General features: G+C 43.1%; 19 protein-coding genes. 15 read left to right on the top strand and 4 right to left on the bottom strand.

Annotated features, from left to right (window positions below; translation table 11 throughout):
- The first annotated feature begins 68 nt into the window (after window positions 1-68).
- From QUA71_RS21340 to QUA71_RS21315, 6 genes are all read left to right on the top strand, one after another.
- A complete protein-coding gene (locus QUA71_RS21340) occupies window positions 69-3,164 on the top strand; it encodes a response regulator (RefSeq protein ID WP_333288037.1) in 3,096 nt (1,031 codons plus the stop codon).
- Window positions 3,165-3,174: 10 nt separating this feature from the next.
- Window positions 3,175-4,149, top strand: coding sequence for a diguanylate cyclase (locus QUA71_RS21335; protein ID WP_333288035.1), 975 nt, complete (start codon window positions 3,175-3,177; stop codon window positions 4,147-4,149).
- Between the two features lie 349 nt (window positions 4,150-4,498).
- A complete protein-coding gene (locus QUA71_RS21330; RefSeq protein ID WP_333288033.1) occupies window positions 4,499-5,137 on the top strand; it encodes a macro domain-containing protein in 639 nt (212 codons plus the stop codon).
- Between the two features lie 372 nt (window positions 5,138-5,509).
- Window positions 5,510-6,115 (top strand): hypothetical protein, encoded by a 606-nt coding sequence (locus QUA71_RS21325; RefSeq protein WP_333288031.1) that lies wholly within the window; start codon window positions 5,510-5,512, stop codon window positions 6,113-6,115.
- A gap of 163 nt (window positions 6,116-6,278) precedes the next feature.
- On the top strand, window positions 6,279-8,066 hold the full coding sequence (aspS, locus tag QUA71_RS21320; RefSeq protein WP_333288029.1) for an aspartate--tRNA ligase: 1,788 nt from the start codon (window positions 6,279-6,281) through the stop codon (window positions 8,064-8,066).
- A 178-nt stretch (window positions 8,067-8,244) separates the two neighbouring features.
- Window positions 8,245-8,478, top strand: coding sequence for a hypothetical protein (locus QUA71_RS21315; protein WP_333288027.1), 234 nt, complete (start codon window positions 8,245-8,247; stop codon window positions 8,476-8,478).
- A gap of 5 nt (window positions 8,479-8,483) precedes the next feature.
- Here the strand turns inward: QUA71_RS21315 and QUA71_RS21310 are convergent, their stop codons facing one another.
- The 3 genes from QUA71_RS21310 to QUA71_RS29345 form a co-directional block, all read right to left on the bottom strand.
- Window positions 8,484-8,903, bottom strand: coding sequence for a putative toxin-antitoxin system toxin component, PIN family (locus tag QUA71_RS21310; protein ID WP_190655709.1), 420 nt, complete (start codon window positions 8,901-8,903; stop codon window positions 8,484-8,486).
- On the bottom strand, window positions 8,881-9,117 hold the full coding sequence (gene vap15 / locus QUA71_RS21305) for a type II toxin-antitoxin system VapB15 family antitoxin (RefSeq protein WP_190655710.1): 237 nt from the start codon (window positions 9,115-9,117) through the stop codon (window positions 8,881-8,883). Before vap15 ends, QUA71_RS21310 begins: the two co-directional genes overlap by 23 nt.
- A gap of 270 nt (window positions 9,118-9,387) precedes the next feature.
- Window positions 9,388-9,492 carry an NACHT C-terminal alpha/beta 1 domain-containing protein gene (locus QUA71_RS29345; RefSeq protein WP_445243815.1) on the bottom strand — a complete coding sequence of 35 codons (105 nt, stop codon included), beginning with the start codon at window positions 9,490-9,492 and terminating at the stop codon, window positions 9,388-9,390.
- Between QUA71_RS29345 and QUA71_RS21300 the strand changes: the two genes are divergently transcribed.
- The 5 genes from QUA71_RS21300 (at window position 9,448) to QUA71_RS21280 (ending at window position 13,079) form a co-directional block, all read left to right on the top strand.
- On the top strand, window positions 9,448-9,636 hold the full coding sequence (locus tag QUA71_RS21300) for a hypothetical protein (protein WP_333288024.1): 189 nt from the start codon (window positions 9,448-9,450) through the stop codon (window positions 9,634-9,636). The genes QUA71_RS29345 and QUA71_RS21300 overlap by 45 nt on opposite strands.
- Window positions 9,637-9,714: 78 nt before the next feature.
- Complete coding sequence (locus tag QUA71_RS21295) at window positions 9,715-9,867, top strand: type II toxin-antitoxin system VapB family antitoxin (RefSeq protein WP_333288022.1); 153 nt, start codon at window positions 9,715-9,717, stop codon at window positions 9,865-9,867.
- A 47-nt stretch (window positions 9,868-9,914) separates the two neighbouring features.
- A complete protein-coding gene (locus tag QUA71_RS21290; protein WP_333288020.1) occupies window positions 9,915-10,958 on the top strand; it encodes a restriction endonuclease in 1,044 nt (347 codons plus the stop codon).
- Between the two features lie 52 nt (window positions 10,959-11,010).
- Window positions 11,011-12,564, top strand: coding sequence for a hypothetical protein (locus QUA71_RS21285; RefSeq protein ID WP_333288018.1), 1,554 nt, complete (start codon window positions 11,011-11,013; stop codon window positions 12,562-12,564).
- Window positions 12,561-13,079: a hypothetical protein gene (locus tag QUA71_RS21280; protein WP_333288016.1), complete on the top strand. Its 519-nt coding sequence runs from the start codon at window positions 12,561-12,563 to the stop codon at window positions 13,077-13,079. Before QUA71_RS21285 ends, QUA71_RS21280 begins: the two co-directional genes overlap by 4 nt.
- Window positions 13,080-13,383: 304 nt before the next feature.
- Here QUA71_RS21280 and QUA71_RS21275 read toward each other — a convergent pair whose 3' ends face one another.
- Window positions 13,384-13,617 (bottom strand): hypothetical protein, encoded by a 234-nt coding sequence (locus tag QUA71_RS21275; RefSeq protein ID WP_332942899.1) that lies wholly within the window; start codon window positions 13,615-13,617, stop codon window positions 13,384-13,386.
- Between the two features lie 167 nt (window positions 13,618-13,784).
- Between QUA71_RS21275 and QUA71_RS21270 the strand changes: the two genes are divergently transcribed.
- From QUA71_RS21270 to QUA71_RS21255, 4 genes are all read left to right on the top strand, one after another.
- Complete coding sequence (locus QUA71_RS21270) at window positions 13,785-13,991, top strand: ribbon-helix-helix domain-containing protein (protein ID WP_190663607.1); 207 nt, start codon at window positions 13,785-13,787, stop codon at window positions 13,989-13,991.
- Window positions 13,992-14,107: 116 nt separating this feature from the next.
- Complete coding sequence (locus QUA71_RS21265; protein ID WP_333288013.1) at window positions 14,108-15,298, top strand: M20 family metallopeptidase; 1,191 nt, start codon at window positions 14,108-14,110, stop codon at window positions 15,296-15,298.
- A 131-nt stretch (window positions 15,299-15,429) separates the two neighbouring features.
- A complete protein-coding gene (locus QUA71_RS21260; protein ID WP_333288012.1) occupies window positions 15,430-16,809 on the top strand; it encodes a P-loop NTPase fold protein in 1,380 nt (459 codons plus the stop codon).
- A gap of 4 nt (window positions 16,810-16,813) precedes the next feature.
- Window positions 16,814-19,921, top strand: coding sequence for an nSTAND1 domain-containing NTPase (locus QUA71_RS21255; RefSeq protein ID WP_333288010.1), 3,108 nt, complete (start codon window positions 16,814-16,816; stop codon window positions 19,919-19,921).
- Window positions 19,922-20,126 lie beyond the last annotated feature (205 nt).

Below are 20,126 nucleotides of genomic sequence, written 5' to 3'. Positions count from 1 at the left end.
TACAATCTAGTTATTCGTGATTTTTGAACAAAACCTCCTTAATTTATATTGAAAATTACTGCTCTAAAATGCCTCATAAAATTACCAAATCTTCCCAAATCACTCCTTTAAGTTTAACAAATTTAGAGGAATGCACTGAAGAATCCGTGTATGCTCCCGGTCATATTCAGCCCCACGGAATCGTTTTATTGATGCAAGGAAACAGCCTCAATATTTTACAAGCTAGCGAAAATGTAGAAGAGTTTTTTGGCATTTCTGCCCAAGAATTGCTAGGTCAGCCATTGCCAGATTTATGGGGTCACGATCGAGTACAAGAAATTGTCAGGCATCTCAATGAAGAACAACTCAACATTCATAATACTTTTGATATAAAAATACCTCTAAAAGATGGCAAAATTCAAACATTTAGAAGCACACTGAATCAACTACCAGATGAGTTGATTCTGGAGCTAGAACCCCAATTGACTATTGAAAATGATCGTTCAATCAATTTTTATCAGCGTCTGCAAGCAGTTATCCTCAACTTTCGCAGTGCGATCGATATTTCGGATTTAGCTCAAACCATTGCTAGAGAAGTGAAAGCCCTGACCGGGTTCGATCGCGTGATGATCTATCGTTTTGAAGCAGATGAGCATGGGGTGGTGATTGCTGAAGAGAAAGAAAGCTATCTAGAAAGCTACCTGGGATTGCATTACCCGGCGATCGATATTCCCGTACCCGCCCGCCAATTGTTTTACCGCAATTGGATACGCCAAATTCCCAATATCAATTACACTCCGGCCCGCCTAATTCCTACCAACCATCCCCTAACCAATACACCCCAGGATCTAAGTGCTTGTGTGTTAAGGGGAGTATCTCCCTACCACATTGAATATTTGCAGAATATGGGAGTTGCTGGGACACTGACGATTTCGTTAATTGACGATCGGCGCCTCTGGGGATTAATTGCCTGTCACCATTACAGCCCGCGATTGGTAGATTACGAAACTCGCAAAACCTGTGAATTTTTAGGACAATTTGCCTCGATCGAACTGGTACATCAGCAAGAGCGAGAATTGAACGTTTACCGATCGCAGGCGAAAAATATTCAGGATCAACTTCAGCAGGCATTCCGGCGAGATTCTAATTTTATCGAACAGGTATTGACCGAAAATGCTTCTCAACTGCTAGATTTAGTTCATGCTCAGGGAGCTGCAATTCTGCTCGATGGCGGTCTGACATTGGTGGGTAAAACACCATCTGAAGCTGAGGTTGGCGCTCTCATGGAGTGGTTGCTGCAACAAAACAAAGAACGAGTGTTTGCAACCGCTTCTTTGTCTCAGTTGTATCCCCAAGCGAAGCAATTCAAAGATCGAGCTAGCGGTGTTTTAGCAATCTCAATCTTTCTATCCTACACCAAACAAAAGTCATACCATATCCTTTGGTTCCGACCCGAACAAATTCAAACTATAAACTGGGCAGGTAATCCACATGATGCTGTGTCGATCGACGAAATTGGAAAAATGCACCTGTGTCCCCGCAAATCTTTTGAACTGTGGCAAGAGACAGTGCGGGAGATGTCTTATCCGTGGGAGATTGCAGAGTTAGAAGCTGCCGCCGAAATGAGACATATCCTCATGCTGGCGGTGTTAGAATTTTCGCAAGCTGCCCTAGAACACGCTGCAGAAAGGGCAGCAATAGCCAACCGTGCCAAAAGCCAGTTCCTTGCCAACATGAGCCACGAGCTCAGAACGCCACTCAACGCCATTCTGGGATTTACCCAGCTTATGAACCGCAGCCCCTATATCGCAGAAGAATTTCAAGAGCATTTAGGGATTATTACCCGTAGTGGAGAACACCTGCTGACATTGATCGACGATGTTTTGCAAATGTCTAGGATTGAAGCAGGGCAATTGGTACTGAGTACAAGCTGTTTTAATCTGCATCGACTGCTAGGTTCTATTAACGAGATGTTCACCATCAAAGCGCCTGAGAAAGGGTTACATCTGAGCAGCGAGTGGGATGCTACTGTCCCCCGTTATGTCTGTGGCGATCAAGCAAAACTTCGCCAAATCTTGATTAATCTGGTGGGGAACGCGATCAAATTTACAACAACAGGAACGATCGTGCTGCGCGGACGAGCTTTTTCATCAGATGATATGCCATCCGGTACAATTCGCGATCGCGCCACTAATCCACCCGATATTAAACCAACTATTACCCTGTGTCTCGAAGTTGAGGATACCGGATCTGGCATTTCTCCCTCCGATTTAGAATCAATTTTTGACGCTTTCATGCAAACCAATCGCGGTCGTCACGGTCGGGGAACAGGTTTAGGACTGTCTATCAGTCGTGAGTTTGCGCGTCTGATGGGAGGGGATATCACCGTGCGAAGCACCCTGAATCGAGGCTCGACTTTTACCTGTCATGTGGTTTTGGAACTACCAGAGTCCGTTGATTTAAGGGAACCTGAAATTAGCGATCGGATTATCGGGCTCGCACCTGGGCAACCTATCTACCGAATTCTAGTAGTAGAAGACGTTCCAGAAAATCGGCAACTGCTGGTGACGCTGCTGGAGTCAGTTGGCTTTGATGTGTGTGCGGTGGAAAATGGGGTAGAGGCGATCGCTCGTTGGCAAACATGGCACCCTGACCTGATTTTGATGGACATTCAAATGCCTGTCATGGATGGTTATGAAGCGACCAGACAGATTCGAGCGCAACAGTCATTAGTCATTAGTCATGAGTCATCAGCAGATAACTCAGGGCAAATATCACAGAACAAAAGACAAATTACACGCATCATTGCCCTCACTGCCTATGCTTTTGAAGAAGATCGTATCGCCAGCCTGCAAGTCGGTTGCGATGACTACATTGCCAAGCCGTTTAATGAAGACACACTCTTCGACAAAATAGCTCATCACTTGGGCGTCCGCTACTGCTACGCCGAAAAACTTCCGCCAGACTCATCAGCTTCCCCACCAAAGATATTTACTCCAGACTTAAAAACCATGCCAACCAAGTGGATTGCAGAAGTTCATGAAGCAGCATTAGATCTTAGTGATAATAAGCTTTATGAACTTATTGCTCAAATTCCCAAGGAGAAACAAGATTTCATCGCGGCGATGACATCTCTGGTCGATAACTTTCAGCTTGAAGCGATCGCAACTCTCACCCAGATTTAGGAATAAGACCATGACAGCTTTATTCAAACTTGCGGCCCAAACGAATATTCTCATCGTGGATGATACCCCAGACAATCTGCGCTTGTTAGCCAAAATTCTAGAGTCACAGGGCTATATTGTGCGTAAAGCGCTCAACGGCAGAATGGCACTCCAAGGTGTTCATCGCGACCCACCGAGTCTGATTTTACTTGACATCAATATGCCGGAGATGAATGGGTACGAAGTCTGCCAAAAGTTAAAAGCATCGGAAGCCAGTGCTCAGATACCAGTTATTTTTATCAGTGCGCTTGAACGAGTGGAAAACAAGGTACTAGCCTTTGAACTGGGTGGTGTAGACTATATTACCAAACCGTTTCAAGACCAGGAAGTGCTGATGCGAGTAAAAAATCAATTACTCATCCAACAGCAACGCCAACAACTGCTCGAACAAAACCAACGTTTAGAACACGAAATCCAAGAACGTCTGAGAGCCGAAGCAGAAGTAAGGCAGCTATCCGTGACCGATGAATTAACTGGATTATATAACCGACGAGGCTTCTTTTTACTAGCCAATCAACAATTAAGAATTGCTCGACGCACGCAAACATCCTATTTTATTTTGTTCGCTGATTTAGATGGTTTGAAAAAGATTAACGACACTTTAGGACACGAAATGGGAGATAGAGTAATCGTTGACGCAGCTCAAATATTGAAGCAAACCTTTCGTGAGGCGGATATTGTGGCTCGACTGGGAGGAGATGAATTTGCTTTATTTATTCCTAACTTTTCCGGCGATCCATCTACTAATTTCCATTCTCGGCTGCAAGAAAATATAGATCGCTTTAATCAACAGTCCGAGCGAGCTTATATATCAATAAGTCTTGGTGTGGAGTTTGGGGATTTAAACAATGAATTTTTATTAGAACAATTGCTGGCAAAGGCTGACAAACTCATGTACGAGCATAAACGCACCAAATGCTGTTTAAATCCTCAACCGTTCTTTTGAGAACAGCGATATTGAAGCGCCATAAGCATTATTTATTAAACGTGAGTTCAAGCGAGAAAGAGTAAACTGACAACAAGATAGGGAAACAGCTTGAAGACTTTAGCCGCTCAGCCGGAAAACACGATGCAGTACACATCATCACACCTAAACCTGAGAGGGTAGCAACCGGCTTAAAAGCTCTCTCTGTATTAGGTTAAGGGTGTGTGCGTTCAAAAAATGTCGTAGCTATTGAACATTTGCTAGTTGAAATCGAGAGGAATTTTAAATTCAGCCGACTTATGTAAAGTATTGTAGGATTAAATTGGCGATCGCTCTAGCTGTTCGCAATTAAAATTAAGAGAGAGTATTTATGCAAATTGTGCTGGCTACCTTAGACGATGACTTAGTTAGAGCGTGGCAAAGCACTTGCGGCAATATGGAAAATGTCAAGATATACCGCGGCTCAATCTTTGATGTGAAATGCGATGCTATTGTTAGTCCTGGGAATAGTTTTGGTTTCATGGACGACGGCTTAGATTTAGAAATTTCGGAATATTTTGGAGGGCAGGTTCTTCAACGCTTGCAAAAACTAATTCAGGCTCGACATCACGGTGAACTATTAGTAGGAATGGCAGAAGTTTTAGACACAGATCATGATGAAATTCCCTATTTAATAGCTGCACCAATTATGCGCGTTCCCACAGTTTTAAGAGAAACAGTAAATGTTTATCTAGCAACCCGCGCTATTTTGACTCTGGTAAAATTTGGTTCAGTCCCAGATGGAACGCCAGTCAAACATATCATTGAAACTATCGCTATTCCCGGCATGGGTACGGGAATGGGCAAAGTACCGCCACATATCTGCGCCAATCAAATGAAAGTTGCGCTCGAAGAAGTCCTCTTCTCTCAGTACGAATTTCCTCAATCTTTATTGCACGCTCAAAGATGTCACCACTTGTTATATACGGACGAAAACGAAGATTTGCAGTTGGAAAATAAAAACTATTAAAGTGACCAGTTTTATTGTGTTGAGAGATCAAGTTTATTAGTGTGTGTGTTTTGAGGTAGAGAGACTTATCACAAATTTAAGTGCGCTAAACCGTACCTGCAAGTTGGCGGTACCCTACACACGAGAGCAACTTTGGTAGATATAATATAATAAAACTGAGGTCATTCCAACTAGGTAAGCGCGGATACAAAAGTTGATAAAGCTGGAACAAGAATTGCCTAGTTCTTATTAAACGCCAGAATTCCTTCTGGCGCTAAACCTACAAAGTCGGTATAAAAGACCACAATTCCTTCGGGCGCTACACCTACAAAGTCTGCATCCAGGAAGTGTGAGATTTTTTGAAAATGTTTACTACCACAGGAGAAGATTGATATGACAGATCCAAAAGTAACCGAGGAACCAATTTTAGAGGCAACTCTCGAAACGACGGCGATCGTCAAAAAAGAGATGCCCGACGCGACTGATGAGGCGATCGCAGAAACTGCGGCGCTGTTTGAAGCAATTAAAAAACGCGCCACCGCCGAAGTGCAAGCAGCGGGCGAACTCACCCGCGAAGCTTATTTAAAAGCTGTGAATAAGGCCTCCGCAGCGATCGAAGAAAATAAGGATCTCGCCCACGAGAGAGTCACAGCAGCAGTCAGGCTGATTAAAAAAGAAACTGAGAAAAATTGGCTGGTGGTGGATGCGATTAAAACGCGGGCGCAAGCGCAGGTGCAAGATGCCGGCGAAGTCAGTCGCGAAGCTTATTTGAAAGCAGTGCGACAAGCGCGAGAAGCGGTGGAACAAAATAAATTGATCGAACGCGATCGCATCGAACAAGCTGTTGACCACATTCACACGGAAGCTGAAAAGAATTGGCACGTTATTGTGAAGCAAATTGAGTCGATCGGCACTCGCTTGACGGATGCGGCTAAGTCTGCATGGAACTCGCTGACGGCGTTTTTTGACAAGTCTCACAGCGATCGCGGAGATTCCTAGAAGGGCCAGCCGGGGGTTGGGAACTCCCAGCGGGTTGTTAGGCTAGCTAGCTTTGGAATTAATTCCAAAGCTAATGGCGATCGTGCGTGCATTTGCATTCAGCAGAAGTTTCAGGCATACTGCATAATTAAAAAGCTTTATTTTTAGTCCACAACCCCCAATTATGAGAAGTTACTACTGCGGCGAACTGCGAAGCGAACACATCGGAGAGACTGTCACCCTTTACGGCTGGGTGGATCGCCGCCGCGATCATGGCGGGGTGATTTTTCTGGATGTGCGCGATCGATCGGGTATCGTGCAAATTGTCAGCGATCCTGAACGCACCCCCGATTCCTATCACGGGGCTGAGGCTTTACGCAGCGAATACGTGCTTAAAATTACCGGGCGAGTCACCAACCGCCCCGCAGATTCCCTCAACCCGAAATTGCCTACGGGTGAGGTGGAAATTTATGCTGACGAAATTGAATTGTTGAATGCGGTTCGCAAACAGTTACCGTTTCAGGTGGCGACGGCGGAAAATGAAAGCGTGCGGGAAGATTTGCGGCTGAAATATCGCTATTTGGACTTGCGGCGCGATCGTATGAGTCGCAATTTGCAGCTTCGCCACCAAGTAGTCAAAGCTATGCGTCGCCACCTGGAAGATGTGGGAGGTTTTATTGAAGTTGAAACACCGATTTTAACGCGATCGACTCCTGAAGGTGCGAGAGATTATTTAGTACCCAGCCGCGTCAATTTGGGCGATTGGTACGCATTGCCACAGTCGCCGCAGTTGTTCAAACAATTGTTAATGGTTTCGGGTTTGGACAGATATTATCAAATTGCCCGCTGTTTCCGCGATGAAGATTTGCGCGCCGACAGACAGCCGGAATTCACACAATTAGACATGGAAATGAGTTTCATGTCTTTAGAAGAAGTTATCGAATTAAACGAAGGTTTAGTCTCCCAGATTTTCCAAAGTGTCAAAGGTGTAGAATTGTCTCGTCCTTTTCCGCGCTTGACTTACGCTGAAGCAATGGATCGCTATGGTAGCGACAAACCAGACACTCGCTTCGGTTTGGAATTAGTCGATGTTTCCGATTTGATGAAAGATTCGGGATTTAAGGTATTTTCCGGGGCGGTTGCTGCGGGCGGAATTGTGAAAGTCTTGCCGATTCCGGGCGGGAATGATGCGATTTCTAACGTGCGGATTAAACCGGGCGGCGATTTGTTTAAGGAAGCCAGCGAAGCGGGTGCGAAGGGATTGGCTTACATTCGCGTGCGGGATAATGGCGAAATTGATACGATCGGCGCTATTAAGGATAATTTGACGGAAGCGCAAAAACAGGAATTGCTCGATCGCACGGGCGCGCAACCCGGTCATTTGTTGTTATTCGCAGCGGCTGATGTGACAACTGTCAATAAGACTTTGGATAGATTGCGTTTGTTCGTGGGTAACGAATTGGGATTGATAGACAAAGACAAGATGAATCTGCTGTGGGTGACAGATTTCCCCATGTTTGAATGGAACGCTGACGAGAAGCGTTTGGAAGCATTGCATCACCCGTTTACTGCGCCGCATCCTGACGATATTAACGATTTGAAAACTGCGAGAGCTCAAGCTTACGATTTGGTGTTAAACGGTACAGAAATCGGCGGCGGTTCTCTGCGGATTTATCAGCGGGAAGTGCAGGAAAAGGTGTTTGAGGCGATCGGCTTATCAACTGAGGAAGCTTACAATAAGTTTGGCTTTTTGTTGGATGCGTTTGAGTATGGAACTCCGCCCCACGGAGGCATTGCTTACGGTTTGGATCGGTTGGTGATGCTGTTGGCTGGCGAGGAATCGATTCGCGATGTGATTGCGTTTCCGAAGACGCAGCAGGCTGGTTGTTTGCTGACGAATGCGCCGGCTGGGGTGGATGAGAAGCAGTTGAAGGAGTTGCAAGTGCGATCGACTTATACGCCCAAGTCATAAGTATGTAAAATACCTTGACCATTCTCAATAATCCTTTCAGGGCGGGCTCGCGTGCCCCCCGCGAAAATTCATCTGTTGTGGAACAGGCATCTTGCCTGTTCTTGAGAATGGTGCAAGACGTGTGATAAAGTAGAGTTAGAAAAAAAATGTTTTCGTATTAACACTTTTTTTAACGGCTATGGCAATAATTACGATTCAAGTTGATGAAAATATTAAGACAGCGTTTGAAGAAGCTAGTCCTAAGACTCAGCAAGAGTTAAGTTTGATTATTCAATTGTTTTTTAGAGAAAATTTACACAATAAAACTTTAACGCAGGTTATGGCAGAAATTTCCGATCGGGCCATGCAGCGAGGCTTAACGCCTGAAATTTTACAAGACATTTTAGCAGATAATGAATATAGTTTAGGATAATAGTTTTAATTGAGTTTGCCTAAAAAATCTTTGTAAGTTAAAATTTCCGTCCCCTCAAAATTCACCAAACTCAATAAATCTCCATCTCCTGTAATCAAAAAATCAGCTTGACTATCTTTCGCTAAAGCCAACAAATAATTATCTTTAGCATCTCTACAAATAGAGACTTCCGAGGTTATTTCTATCCATAAACCAATAATTCTCAACAATTCTAGCAATTCTTGGACTTTCGTTACCGGAAAATATTTTTGAAGTTTGGGTCTTTGAGTTACCAGATTGATTTCTTCGATTATTTGTTCGCACAAGACAACTTGGATAGCTTGATCTACTATTAATTTTTTGAGATTAGCTAATTCTTTGCCAATCAAGAAGCTAATCCAAAGATTAGTGTCTATAATTACTTTAAGGGCTGGTTTTTCTGGCATGAATTTCGCTTCGGACTGCTTCTACTTCTTGAGTGATAGTTTCTAAAGAAAGCTCATCGGTTCTAAATGACTCCAAAAGAGCTGTTAATTTACTGTTTAATACTTCTTTTTCAAGCTCTTGACTTAACTGCAATTTTTCTGGATAGGGCAGTTGTTTGACTAGGGCTAAAATTTGCTCAAAGTTTAGGGAAAGTTGATAGTTGGCTAGAGTCATTGTTCGTTATGTTGAGGGCTTGTCGATATTTTATCTCAATTTTTGGGATTGAGGATGGCTTTAATAGTGCTGGACGCACGGCTGGCTAGAAACCGGGTTTTTTCCGAGAATATTGCGCTATAGCGACAGAACCGGCAAAAAACCCGGTTTCTTTGGTTTGCGGGTGGTCAGAAACCGGGTTTTTTTTCGAGAATACTGCATCCCGACCTTTAACTAAAGTGAAAAACCCGGTTTCTTTGGTTTTGATGCGTAACTCCCAACAGTCAAAACTTAGGATTCTAGATGAAGTCGTTTGAGCCAGTTTACGACAGTTTGAAGTAAATCGGGGTCATGGGGGGAGAAGGTTTGCAGGAGTGGATGAGGTGTGTCGGTGATGAGACAGATTGTACCCTCGAAGCGGGTAAGGGCATCCGGCGATCGGGGTTATCGAATTTGCTGCCGTCGATGCAGAGGAGTTGGATAGAAGGTGTGCAGCTTGGTTTCGGTGAGTTGGGGGAGTTGGGCGAGGTTGAGGATTAGGGTGTGGATATGCCATAATTAATTAGAGAGTGAAAGGAAGCCTCAACTATGAAAAGCCCCCTTGAACTTGACGAATAATTGGTTAAAGAAGCCTTTCGCTTAACCAATTTTAAGACAGAAAAAGAACTGATTGACTTTGCTTTGCAAGAATTAATTCGCACCCGTAAAAAGCGGAACCTACTTGATTTAAGCGGACAAATTCAATTTGCTATCGACTACGATCATCTGTAGCTTGATATCTCTTCACCAGCATTTTGTAACTTAAGTAGACCAACAAAGTGAAAACTCCCATTCAAAAAATCCTCTTTGGTAGTCCCGGAACCGGTAAAAGCCATACAATCGATAAGGTAATTATTCCCAATGACTTGGGAATAACAAGTCCAGAGAATATCATTAAAACAGTATTTCATCCAGAGTACACCTATGGTGACTTCATGGGAAAACTGGTGCCGATTACAAAATCGGGAAAAGTGGAATATAACTTTTATGAAGGCCATTTTTTAAAATCCCTTGCCCAAGCTTACAGAAACATACTTGTGGCGAAGGACAATGAGGAGATAAAAAATGTTGCGTTGGTTATAGATGAAATCAATCGTGGCAACTCTTCTGCAATTTTTGGGACAATTTTTCAACTTTTAGATCGCAGCCCAAATGGTTGGTCAGATTATGGTATAAATGTTTCGGCACTAGAGTTAGACAGAATACTAACGTTAGTGGGATTTGAAGATGGCGGTAATATAGGTTTCTATAAATATGGTAAAGTAAAAAACGCTAAAGCAATTGAGGAGTATCAAGAAATTTTGGACAAAATACATCTAAGCGTTAATATAGTTAGCAGTAGTATGGTTGGCGGTTCAATTCGCATTCCGCCTAACTTATCACTCCTAGCTACTATGAACACCTCTGACAATTCCATTTACTTTATGGACAGTGCTTTCAAGCGACGTTGGGATTGGGAATTTGTCAACTGGGATTGGGATGACAGTAAACCTCCTGCTGCAACATACGGTACAAAAGGTACTTTGGATGAAGATAAATGGAAAAAGCTAATCAAAAACCTTAACGGCTTTATCAAAAGTCATCACACTTCCATTCGGGGAATTGAGGACAAGCAAATTGGTTATTACTTTATCAAACAACCTGTAACTGCTGAACAGATACAAAATAAACTCATGTTCTTCCTCTGGGATAGCGTTTTCAACCGTGACAAAAAACCCCTTGTGGAGCTTTTGGAGGTAACAAGAGATGAACTCGTCACTTTCGGTGATTTCACTAAATTGCATAATGAGTTCATTACAAACATAATGAATTTCAAGCGTTGAATTTGTCTTAAGTCTCTACTTAAAAATAATAGCTTTTCTTTTTTGACACTCCATGTTTGATTTTTCAAGCTTTAAGTTGATTAAAAATTCCAATGACTTTTTTGTTGGAATCCGTAAATCGGCTTTAGAAGATGGTTATGAGTTTTGTCTGCCAAATGGCTTTGATAATTTTCCAGATGGTGATTTTAACGAGGTGCGGGATTTATTTTTCAAGATGTATCGCACTTTCCGCAAGTTTGAGAGAGACAATACAGGCACAAACCGATTCAACCTTAACAGACCGGACTTCCAGCAAGACCAAGATCAGACTACCCTTTCTGGTGGCGGAGTCAGTATGCAAACGGAAGATGGGGAAGTTTGTGTACTCTATAGCAAGATTAAAATGATCGAGCGGGTACTGGAAGCCTACGATGACCTTGCTATCAACTCAATCCAAAAGAAAGCCAGACGCAGTGAAGATATTGATTATTCTCAACTTTACAAATACTTAGATCGCGCTATCTACCTTGATAACCATGTAATTTACGTCGAGGCGATGGATTTGCCACGTCCGACGGTGCGCTATGAAAGCACTGATATCGTGAACCTGTATTGTTATATACTCGATGAGATTGTACAGCAGTTGGATGGCGATGTGCCCGATAATATTCAAGCACACAGTCAAGATATTCGCTTCCTTGCTCAAGGCTTCCAAGACGGCTACTTGACCAGCAACCAGTCAATTTTTGACAAAGACACTTTTGGTGAAACTATCAGCATTCTTAAAGAAGCGCTGGATAATATAGACAAAAATACTTATTATAAAGACGCTGACTATTGGGGACTTTATGAAGCTATTGAAATATTCCTATATGGCGAAATAAATCCCGCTCAGAATGATGGTAACTACTGGGGAATAAAAGGGTTTTCTCTGGTTTGGGAGGATATGTGCAGCACCTATTTCTTCAAAAAATACCCAGATAAAATCTGCTATGCAGATACCGATATACCTTTGAAAGATCCTCCACATCCAGAACCTAAGAGGCAAGGTGAAGAACCAAAACGGGTTGGCAACCACCGAGCTAATCATGGAAACAACGGGTACGGTAATAAATGGATTTATAAGACAAAATCTGATATTCGCTATCCTAATAAAGACGATTTCTTTGGATGGAATGAACTCCTTTGTATTGAGTTTGATACTAAAGTTGGAAGACTGGTCTACTCAAACAGAACGCATGATGAATTAAAAAACCGAGATAGAAGTACGGCAATGCGCCGGTTTCCCCGTCCCGACTTAGTTCTTAAATTGGAAACAAAAAATGGATTTGAACTGAAAATATTGGATTATAAAGATGTACCACTTGACTTTTATATAAATCCCTCATCGTCGCCAAAATCGGCAAATAAATACAAAAATGATATCATCAAGCAGCTTACTTATGAATTGGCTCTCCAGCAAACCCATACTGTTGCAGAGAGTGTATTTTTTATTCCTTGGTATTACACAGCAGAACCTCAGCACAGCCCTTTGGGAGAAACTGAACAAAATCCAGAAATGAAAGGAATCAAAATATTTAAGGCTAACTTCTTTATTATCCAAAAACTATACCTGGAAAACTCATGAATCAGGAAATAAATATTATAGGAATTTGCCCTGAAACTTTACTTTTCCAAAGCAGTTATGTTCCTCTAATTTCATTTAAAAATGAAGATCAAAAAAAAGCTGCTGAGGATTACATAACTAGGGAAGCAAATAATTTTTTTAAGATATTGTTGAAAGCTCAGGAAGTAAAACCACTAGCTTATCCACTACTTATCACAGAATTGGACTTTAAAAAAATTGATATGAGCTATTTTTATGAAAATATCTTCTACGATTTGGAGCGAAAGCCTGATGGAAAGTTAGAAGCAAAAATAAAATGGGGTATCACTTTTGACCTAAAATGCGCTCCTATTGAGTTAATTTATGTTAGTAGTGAATCTCGTGGCTTTGACCCTAAAATAGCAGAGAAAAATGGTAAGGGTCGCCTACAGCGTCGATATGGCACTATAGACATAAATGGAAAGCCAGTTTTTTACTACATTTACTTTACGCTTCAAGAAATACTGGACGTGATTAAACCATTAGCAAACTCTTAAAACTCAATAGTCCGGACACTTTTTATATGGCCCAATGGCTTATTCCCTAGGACTTTGAGGCGAGTGTGGATAATTAAATCAATGTCACCTCTACCCCTGACTTGCATTTAATTCGACTTTTTTATGATGCTTGCCCTGTAAGGCTTGTAGTATCGTTCCAAAAACTGTCCGGAGTATTGAAAAGTCATAGCCTTACCAACTCGTGACTACATCCAAAAAGGCAACCGCAATTTAATTAATGGCAGTGCGGTTTGAAGATCTTGGACGATCGCACTTTTTCAATTCGTGCGATCGCCCTCAACAATTACTCTTTCCAGTAACGGGTTAAAATCCGAATCACCTCACCCGCTAGAGGCGATGGTAGAGGCGGGCTCCATTCCCCAACTTCTGCAAAACCTAAAACGTGCAACAGATTAACGATGCTGTCTACCGCTTTGGGAACGCCACACAACAGCAAACGAATCGGTTGCTTACCTTGAGGTACGTCAGGAATTTCTTCCCGAAGTAGTTCGGGAACAGATTTTGGCTGTGATATCATAGGTATTCCTCCTGAATATGGGAGTTCAAGCCCCCACCGAACGATTGCGAGTCTGAGCGGTGGGGGTTTGGTTTTTCGGTATTTAGATTACTATAGCATAAATTAGATTATGGTGTGCTACCTTGACTTAAAAAATATCTAAAAAATTTGCAGTCAGCTAAAATGACATGGTGAACACGCTACCCCCAAACCATGTGAGTCCTGCAAAATCTCCCAGAGTTGCCTTTTACCCGCCGCCCGAAATTAAGGAGAAATTAGAGAAGCTGGCGAGCATTGAGCGTCGTTCGATGTCCCAAATGGCATTACTTTTGGTGGAGGAAGGGCTCGAAAGAGCGCAGAAGGAAGGGAGGTTCAATGAATCCAAAGACGATTAAGCCGCTGGAACAGGCAGGATGCCTGTTCAGGAGAATGGTGCTTGATGTGGGTTCACCCCAAACATATGCGTTAACCTAGTTGACTACAACTTGTACCGCACTCCCCAACTAAATTCATGCTTCCCCGCATCAAAGAATTAGCCACCACCCTAGCACCCCGCTTAATCGAAATTCGCCGCCACATCCACTCCCACCCCGAACTCAGCGGCCAAGAATATCAAACCGCCGCCTACGTAGCCGGAGTTCTCGCATCCAGCGGAGTCCGCGCGATCGAAGGAATCGGCAAAACAGGAGTGCTCGGCGAACTCAAAGGCCACAGCAGCGAGTCCCGCTGGCTGGCAATTCGCACCGATATGGACGCTTTGCCGATTCAAGAACGCACTAACTTAGAATTTGCTTCCCGCAACGAGGGAGTGATGCACGCCTGCGGCCACGACATCCACACCACCGTCGGTTTGGGCGCAGCCATGATATTGTCTCAGCTAGGGGAAAAATTGCCCGGTCACGTCCGCTTCTTGTTTCAGCCGGCGGAAGAGATTGCCCAAGGTGCTCAATGGATGATTAAAGATGGGGCGATGGAAGATGTTGACGGCATCCTCGGAGTGCACGTTTTTCCGACGATTCCCGGCGGTTGCATCGGTATCCGCCACGGGGCACTGACGGCGGCGGCAGATGACATAGAATTGATTGTGATGGGCGAATCCGGCCACGGTGCGCGTCCCCACGAGGCGATCGACGCAATTTGGATTGCTTCTCAGATAATTACCACTTTGCAGCAGGCCATTAGCCGCACGCAAAATCCTTTGAGGCCACTGGTTTTGACGATCGGGCAAATTAACGGCGGACGAGCGCCGAACGTAATTGCCGATCGAGTAAAATTATTGGGAACTGTGCGATCGCTGCATCCGGAAACCCACGAAAAACTGCCGGCTTGGATCGAACAAATTGTTTCTAGCGTTTGCGCGACTTACGGCGCTAAGTACGAACTCACCTACAAGCGCGGAGTCCCCGGAGTCCAAAACGACCCAAAACTCACGCAATTAGTCGAAACTGCGGCTTTAGAAGCTTTAGGTCGATCGCGCGTCCAAATTTTACCAGAACCCTCCCTCGGCGCGGAAGATTTTTCGATGTATCTAGAACACGCACCGGGAACCATGTTTCGCTTAGGAGTGGGACTGACTGACAAACCGAACTATCCCCTCCATCACCCGCAATTTGAGGTAGACGAAGCGGCGATCGTGACCGGCGCTGTCACCTTAGCCTATGCCGCCTATCAATATTGGAAACAGCATCCAGGTTCACACTAATAGTCTTCGACGTATGGGTGGTCAGCTAACTAACCGTAGGGTGCTTACCCGGAAAATTGTTTTGTCTCTGGTAATAACATTCAGCCCTGACCCACCCTACAATAACTACAAAAACTAATTTAAAAAATTTTATGAACCTAGATTTCGATCAATTTTGCGATGCCTGCAATCCCAGTCACTCCCTCAAGTTTGGAAATTCAGAAGATATTCGCTACTACATTGATTTTGCTGAGGTGCGCGGCGGGAAAATTATTGACATACTCAAACGAACAATTACCCGTCTGGCACGAGATAAACCGACTTGCCAATTATTTACCGGACATATTGGTTGCGGCAAGTCTACTGAATTATCGCGACTGCAAAAAGAGTTGACAGATCAGGGATTTCATGTAGTTTACTTCGAGTCAACACAAGACCTCGATGAAATGGATCTCGATTTGACAGATATCATGTTAGCGATCGCCCGGCGAGTCACCCAAAGCTTGGAAGAGGGCCAAATTTCTTTGCAGCCCCAGCGCTTTAAAGAATTCTTAAAAAATAGTTGGAATTTTTTACAAACCCCTGTGACTTTAGAAGCTGAAGGAGAACTTTTTGGCAGCAAATATAAGGGCAATACAGACGGAAATATGGAAATTTCTCTGCCTTTAGGAATCGCCAAAATTACTGCCAAAATCAAAAGTAATCCCGACTTGCGCTCTAAACTGAGACAGTACATGGAACCGCAAGCTAATAAAATGTTAGAACTGATTAATCAAGAAATTATTGATGTAGCAATTAATCAGTTAAAGCAGCGCGATAAAAAAGGATTGGTGGTGATTGTTGATAACTTAGATCGGATAGTTTTTCGACCCAATGCAGCGGGGCGACTGTTGCCAGAATATATCTTTATTGACCGGGGCGATCAGTTGCGGCAACTGAATTGCCATTTAGTTTATACCCTGCCGCTGGGATTGATTTTTGGCAATGAAAGTGAAATTTTAAAAAATCGCTTGGGGGGCGGACTTGACCCGAAAGTTTTGCCGATGGTACCAGTAAAGAATAGAGACGGCAGCGAATGTGTTGAGGGGATGAATTTGCTGCGGCGCATGGTGATGTCGCGGGCATTTCCCGATGTTTTTCCAGAGGAAAATATTACATTAATTACCGAAGTTTTTGAGAGTCCTGAAACTTTAGATGAATTGTGTCGTGTCAGCGGAGGTCATCTGCGAAACTTGATGGGGATGCTGTTTGGTTGCTTGCAGCAAGAAGACCCTCCTATTTCGCAAAATGTGTTAAAATCAGTGATTCGCAGTGCCCGCGATACTCTTAGGAATGGCATTGATAATGATGAGTGGGAATTACTCTTTAAGGTGGTGAAAGAACAAAGCATTAATGGAGATAAAGAATACCAAGATTTGCTGGGAAAGCTGCGAGTTTTTGAATATGTAGACACTCAAGGAAATTGGTTCGCGTTGAATCCGCTGTTGATGGAAACTGACAAATTTAAGCTGTGGCAGCAGCAAAATTCGTGAGATTATGCTAAACTCAAATCTAGCCGAAGATATTGCAGCACAAAATGAGAGATCGCTCTCTACTTTGGTACGGACGATCGCCCGCTTTCAAGGAAAGTTTTCTTTAACTATAGTGCGCTGCAATTATGCTAGCTTGCGTTCTGCAATGCTGCAAAAATTGCGCGATCGCTCGACTGCTGAATATCAAAAATTAGTCCTCGAACCTGCAACTAAAACACTTTATCAAACCATTCTCAATGCCGTCCAAGAGCAACCGCCGAAAGCTTTAATAGTTTTCGGTATCGAATCGGTGGTGGCTCTTGATGACCTGTTAGCGGGGGCTAATAGAGCGCGAGATCAATTCAAGCAAGATTTTGCTTTTCCTTTGATATTATGGGTTACGGATTCCGTACTGTCTAAATTTAGTCGATCGGCTAACGATCTAAAGTCCTGGGCTCCTCCTCCAATTGAGTTTACCATGCCGCCCGATGATTTGATGAATTTGTTGTGGCAAAAAGCAGAGCAAGCTTTTGCTAATGCTGAGAATTTCAAATTAGATGACTGTAAAATTGAGTCCCTGAGGAATGACCTGTCAAGTTTGGGAGAAACATTAAACCCAGAATTGCAAGCAAGTTGGCTATTTATTGGTGGTTTAGTTGCATTTCATAAAAGTCAAATAGATTTAGCACTCGAACATTATGAGGAAACTTTGACATTTTGGGAGCACAATCGCCAATTAGAAAGGCAAGGAATTGTCTGCCATAAAATTGCTCAAGCTTACAACCGCCAAGCAGAATTGCACCGGGCGGGAAGTCAGGATTATTGGCAAAAATCTAGAAAGTATTTGCAGCAATCTCTGGAGAGTTTTGAGCAAGCACAACGAAATGATTTAGCGGCTAAATGTATTAGCGAACTTGGCGAAGTGCTGCGACTTTTACAAGCTTGGGAAGAGTTGCAAAGTTTAGCAGTCAAAGCCTTAGAAATGCACGAAGATTGTGGCACTCTGAGTCAAGTAGCTGAAGATTACGGCTTTTGGGCTGAGGTGGCGCTGCAACAATCTCAGTGGGAAAAAGCTTGCGAATTAGCTAAATCAGCACTGTCGGTTTTAGAACAAGCAGAAGCCACCAAAAAAGAGACTGGTTTGTATCTGCTACTTTTGGCAAAAGCGCAGCGAAATCTCAGTCAACAGTCGGAGGCTGTTAAAAACTTAGAAGCGGCTAAAGACAATACGCAGCCTCAAGATGATGTGCAGCTTTATCTGAGGATTTTAGAAGAGTTGAGAACTCTCTATTTTGAGCAAAGCGAATATTTAAAAGCATTTGATTTAAAACTAGAACAACAGGAAGTTAAAATCAAATATCGACTGCAAGCTTTTATTGGCGTCGGCCGTTTGCAGCCGCCGCAACAAACAATTAATCTTGCTTTAGAATCAGGTCAGTCAAAAGCTGAAATAGTTGAGGAAATTGTCGCCGCTTCCGGGCGTTCGCAGGATGTTAAACGGATAATTGAACGGATAGGTACACCTGCTTGCAAGCTGACTATCATTCACGGACAATCTGGAGTAGGAAAAAGTTCGATTATTCAAGCGGGGTTAGTTCCAGCCCTGCAACTTACAACTTTTGATGCGCGGGACGTATTGCCTATTTTATTGCAGTCTTATCATGATTGGGTGATGGATTGCGGTCAGTGTTTGCGATCGGGAATTGCCAAATTAAGAGGTGAGAGTTTATCTACTCCTCTTGACACGCCGACAGCTCTTCTGGAACAGTTACGACTGAATCAAAACCGCAATTTATTGACTGTACTAATCTTTGACCAGTTCGAGGAATTTTTCTTTGCTTATCAAGACCCAACTAGCCGGAGAGAGTTCTATGATTTTTTGGCTGAATGTTTAAATGAGATTGGTGAACTCAAAATTATCCTGTCGCTGCGGGAAGATTATCTTTACTACTTATTAGAATGGAATCGCACGACCAACTTATCGATGATTGATAACGACATTCTCAATAAAAAAATCTGTTATTACTTGGGTAATTTTTCGATACCCGATGCTAAAATTGTTCTCCAAACCTTAACAAAACGCTCTCAACTTGACTTATCCGAAGATTTGGTAGACGTACTGGTAGAAGATTTAGCAGGTGAAGTGCGGGAAGTGCGGCTGATAGAACTGCAAATCGCGGGAATGCAACTGGAAAAAAGGCAGATTACTCAACTGAGTGAATATCAGCAACTTGGCAGTCAGGCAAAGCTCAAACTGGTTGAGGATTTTTTAGATGAAGTTATCGCAGATTGTGGTAAAGAGAATAAAGATATTGCCGCAGTTGTCTTGTACTTACTGACGGATGAAAACAACACTCGTCCTCAGAAAACTTTTGCTGAATTAGCAGCATATTTACGAACAGAGTTAGTAGAATTAGAGCTAGTTTTAGAGATGGTCGTTAAATCGGGATTGGTATTAGAAGTGCCGGGAACTCCGAAACGCTACCAACTTGTTCACGATTATTTAGTGCCTTTTGTCCGCCAATGGAAAAATGCGAAATTACTAGAAATAAGGAAAAAAGTTAAGGAGGTTGAAGCTTTAATTCTGACAGCAGAAGAACTAACAGAGAACTGCAAACAGGTTTTAGCACAAGCAGAAGCAGAGAGAAAAGAGCTATTTGCCAAAGTAGAAGCAGAGCGAAAAGAGCTATTTGCTAAAGCAGAAGCAAAGCTAAAAGAGCTAAATGCTTGGCTGACTATTATTATTTTAGCAACGATACTTAGCATTACCTTAATTGGGTTTCTCCTTATAATGGGAGTAGCGTACCAGCAAGTGGATCAGGCACAGAAACTGACCCAATTAGATCGATCGGCAAGTGATGTTTTGATACTATCTGAGTTGGGGAATAATCAAATAGATGCTTTAATCTCAGCCGTGAAGATTGGAAAAAAACTTAAAGCCACAGTCAAGGAAGTTCGTTCTTTTGCTGATTACCCGATATCTACTCCCCAGATTGCCCTCAACCAGATTCTCGAAAACATCCGAGAACAAAATCGGTTAAAAGGGCATCCAGATGGGGTATCGAGTGTCAGTTTTAGTCCCGACGGCCAATACATCGCTACGGCATCATATAACAATACAGCCCGGTTGTGACCAATCAGAAGTTTAGATGAAATGCTGGTGCAAGGCTGCGATTGGCTGCGCGACTATTTGCAGAATAATGCTGATGAAAGCGATAAACACGTTTGCCATGAGATTAGTGCTCAGAAAAAATGATTAGCCGTAATTGCTCAACTAGGGGAAAAAATGGAGCCATCAATAGAGAGAGCTTGTTGAATAGATTGATAAGCAGTTAAAC

Source organism: Microcoleus sp. MON1_C5 (genome assembly GCF_036701875.1).
Taxonomy (GTDB): domain Bacteria; phylum Cyanobacteriota; class Cyanobacteriia; order Cyanobacteriales; family Microcoleaceae; genus Microcoleus.
The sequence above is the reverse complement of the archived record's forward strand: the minus strand, read 5'-3'. Positions and strand labels throughout refer to the sequence as shown.